Source organism: Moorena sp. SIO4A5 (assembly GCF_010672005.1).
In the GTDB taxonomy this organism is placed as follows: domain Bacteria; phylum Cyanobacteriota; class Cyanobacteriia; order Cyanobacteriales; family Coleofasciculaceae; genus Moorena.
Genome location: NZ_JAAHHZ010000523.1, coordinates 1 through 3,417 on the forward strand (window position 1 = coordinate 1; position 3,417 = coordinate 3,417).

Below are 3,417 nucleotides of genomic sequence, written 5' to 3' on the forward strand. Positions count from 1 at the left end.
ATGTCCGAGTGCCGATGATGATTGGTTCTCCGTTCAAAATTTCCGGATTACGAGTAACGTAGCGCGAGATCGTTTTAGCAGTCATAAGGCTCTTTGCTTTGGGAAACCAGTGCTATGTCTAATTTACCAATAAGATTTCAGGTAAGCATATGCGCGTAGCGCACGCTAGGCGAACAGCGGTCAGCGGTCAGCGGTCAGCTGACGTTAGCACAAGCTAATTCTATTGTTCGTTCATAGCTTGATTCAGCAACAGCGCCTACGCGAAGCGGTTCCAAAGGAACATCGCGTTTTCTTAGTTCACTGTTTGGTTATCTGGTTTTAGGATTTGGGCTTGGTGGTGATGATGCGTTCGCTACAGCTAACTTCTCACCTCTCCCTATTTGTATTGATAGTTTCATCAAATTTATTTTGATTTAGCAATGAGTATTTAGACTTACTTTTAATTGTATAAATGAGTTGTAAAACTAGAGTGTGATTTTTTCTAAACTAAAAAACTCTGTATTCCTTACTGCTCTTAGCTATGCGGAGTTTTAGGTTTCCTAAACCTTGGGATTATTTGTTCACATCTCAAATATAAATACTAGATTAATCTTAATTTACTTCATGTAGCTTCGGTAGTGCTTCAGACCACTTCATTGACTGCTCATGCCCTACTTTATACTTCCTACTTACTAGGACAAAAATCCCTTAAATCCTTTACTCATAAGCTGTTCGGAATTATCTATTATCAAAGTATTTATGATAAAAACTCATAAATGTAAAGCTTTGATGAATTTAACTTAGACTAACTAAAATTGTTAGAATTGTGTGTAATACTGGTTTGGTAAAGTAAATCAGATATCAATAACGAATTGATTGGTATTATCTCTACCAATCTCAAGCCCTAATTTTCTTGACATCTACCATTACTGAAGAACTGAGCAACTCCATTATTGATTTCTGATAATACCAAAAAATAAATAGTTTAAGGTAGCTATAAATAATCTCAAGTTAAGGTCAATAAAGCAAATGATCAAAAATAGCTTAACCGAAGAACAATTCCAAGGATTAGTAGAACGGCTTTCCAAACGTAAAAATGAGCTGGAAGGCAGAATCACCATTGAAACGGTTAAGGATAGTTTAAGGGAATTAGGACTATCCGATCTACTTCTTGAAAATGATATTGATGAGGTTTGTAAACAAATGAATAGAGAATTGAAAATGCGGCAATGGACAAACTATTTTAAGTTTGCCTTAATCCTAATGATTTTGACAGCACCATTATCTGCCTTTGGAGGGTATAAACTCCGAGAAGTTATTGTGGCTAAATTTCCGGAATTCGTAGGACTAACTAATGATGAGTCTTTACAATCAAGGGAGCTGAAACTACAAGTCAAAGACCTCCAAGATAAAGTCAAGGATTTGGAAACAGACAAGGATAAACTAAACGAAAGAATCGAAGACCTCAAGACTGAAAATAAAACGCTTAAAAATCTTGGTAAGCCTGACACAATATCGCAAGCTACGAGAACTTCAGTAATTACTGAATCTAAACCGACTCCAGTTTCATCCCAATCAGTTGAGCTGTCAGGTATTATCTATGAATTGAAAAGTTGCCAAAAATCCTACAATGTAAATTCAAGTACTCAATCCATAATTTGCGCTATCTTAATCACAAGTACCAAAGAAAATGTTAAATTGCATTTGTATTCCAACCACCGTGAGGGAAGAAGTAGACTACTTGACCAAGGGAAAGAATATGTAGCCACAAAAGTTGAATTGGGGACATATAGTAATAACCGTTATGGTTATGTCAACAATAGCTTAATTAAGGATATACCAATAGAAGCTATTATTACTTTTAAGGGAGTTTCACTAGATGTCAAACAGATAGATGTCCTCCAATTTATAAATCATTTGAAAAGCTCTTATTACACTGGTTTTATCAATACTGAGTTACGGAATGTGTCGGTTACTCCAGAAAAATAGAAACTATTTAATTTACAACTAGGTTATGAAAAATAAGCCAGATTTTAATAACCTCAAAAACTATGCGGGCTCTGCCAACACTGGCTACCGATAACATGAGGGCAAGCCCGCCCCTAACGCACCCTACGAACTAATTAACGAGCAGATATTTAGATAAGGAGTAGTTCAATCATGAGAAAAACTGAAATAGCTTACCTTTTATGGCTTACCTGTTTATTAGGTTTTTTCGGCGTCCACCGTTTTTACACTGGTAAGTACGTTAGTGGAACCATCTGGTTATTTACATTTGGTTTTTTTGGATTTGGGCAACTTGTAGATTTAGCTATGATACCAGGAATGGTTGAAGAGAAAAATCTTAAGTATAGGACGCTCTATGGCGGCGCACAACCAAACAACCAGGTCACTCCGCAGGTTGTTGTCAACGTCGCAGATGTAATTGCTCCAAGTGCCGATAACCAAAAGGTCAAGAATGACACCCAACTTATCCTTCAAGTCGCAAAGGATAATGGTGGTAACATATCTGTAGCTGATTGCGTACTTGCTACAGGAAAGCCAGTTGAAGAGATCAAAGAGATGCTTAATACTATGTGTAAGCAAGAGCTAATAATGGTAGATAATCACCCCGATACTGGAGCAATTATCTACAAAGTTATATAATAAAATTAACTATAAAATTGTAAGTATTCAGCCGTCAGCTATCAGCTATCAGTTATCAGTTATCAGGCGCTTTAACTGCATGGGGTCGGATTAGTAAAACGAGCAGGGATTTCCAACCAGTCGTATCAGCATCCACCAGCTTGTTTACTATCTCCCGTTGATTAGGTGATGGCTAACTGCTTATAGCTGAATGCTTACATATAGCGTTTCTAGGACTCATAAGCTACAAAGGGATCCCCCTAAATCCCCCTTAAAAAGGGGGACTTTGAGGTTGAGCAGTGTACCTCATACATGGAATAAACGCTATAACATTAATTTTATTGTGGGCAGTGCATCAGACCAATTGAAAAGCTGACTATCCTAAAGGTAAGCACTGCCCACCCTACATCTACTAAAATTAATGCTGTACAAGTAACATTATGATATTTAACTAACAAAATGTTCTGAATGCGGCCTCTTCCCACTATTCCCTGTTCCCAGATCCGCTGTTCCCTCTTACAGACTCTTTATTTAGCAGAACAAATACGTTAGATCCAGTTAAATAATCATCTAAAACTGCTGGCAGTTCTTTAGCTGAATAGCGGTAAGTCAGACTAAGTAAACTATTTGCAGTCAAAATCAGCTGTGGTTTATCCAGCCTCTGGGAAAGTTGAGACCGCCTTAATTCTCCATTGAAAACTTCCAGACTAGCAGGAGCGATCGCTGCTTCTAGTGCTTCCTCTAACCTGGGCTGCCATTGATCAGGCTTAATATAATAGGAGGTCTTATTATCTTTGAGATTAAGCTTTTTAA

At 37.5% G+C, this 3,417-nt stretch carries 2 protein-coding genes and 1 pseudogene; 2 read left to right on the forward strand and 1 reads right to left on the reverse strand.

All coding sequences use genetic code 11. The features are described from left to right. The first annotated feature begins 1,008 nt into the window (after window positions 1-1,008). Both F6K57_RS40320 and F6K57_RS40325 read left to right on the forward strand, forming a co-directional pair. Window positions 1,009-1,968, forward strand: a complete 960-nt coding sequence (locus F6K57_RS40320) for a hypothetical protein (RefSeq protein ID WP_075899695.1) — start codon at window positions 1,009-1,011, stop codon at window positions 1,966-1,968. 171 nt (window positions 1,969-2,139) lie between these two features. Beyond that, complete coding sequence (locus F6K57_RS40325; protein ID WP_075899697.1) at window positions 2,140-2,625, forward strand: NINE protein; 486 nt, start codon at window positions 2,140-2,142, stop codon at window positions 2,623-2,625. Window positions 2,626-3,088: 463 nt separating this feature from the next. Here the strand turns inward: F6K57_RS40325 and F6K57_RS40330 are convergent. After that, window positions 3,089-3,417: pseudogene (locus tag F6K57_RS40330) on the reverse strand (hypothetical protein); the annotation flags it as partial.

Excerpts from the sequence above, each read along its gene's own strand:
- F6K57_RS40325 (WP_075899697.1), top strand. The coding sequence starts at position 2,140 with ATGAGAAAAACTGAAATAGCTTACCTTTTATGGCTTACCTGTTTATTA.
- F6K57_RS40320 (WP_075899695.1), top strand. The coding sequence starts at position 1,009 with ATGATCAAAAATAGCTTAACCGAAGAACAATTCCAAGGATTAGTAGAA.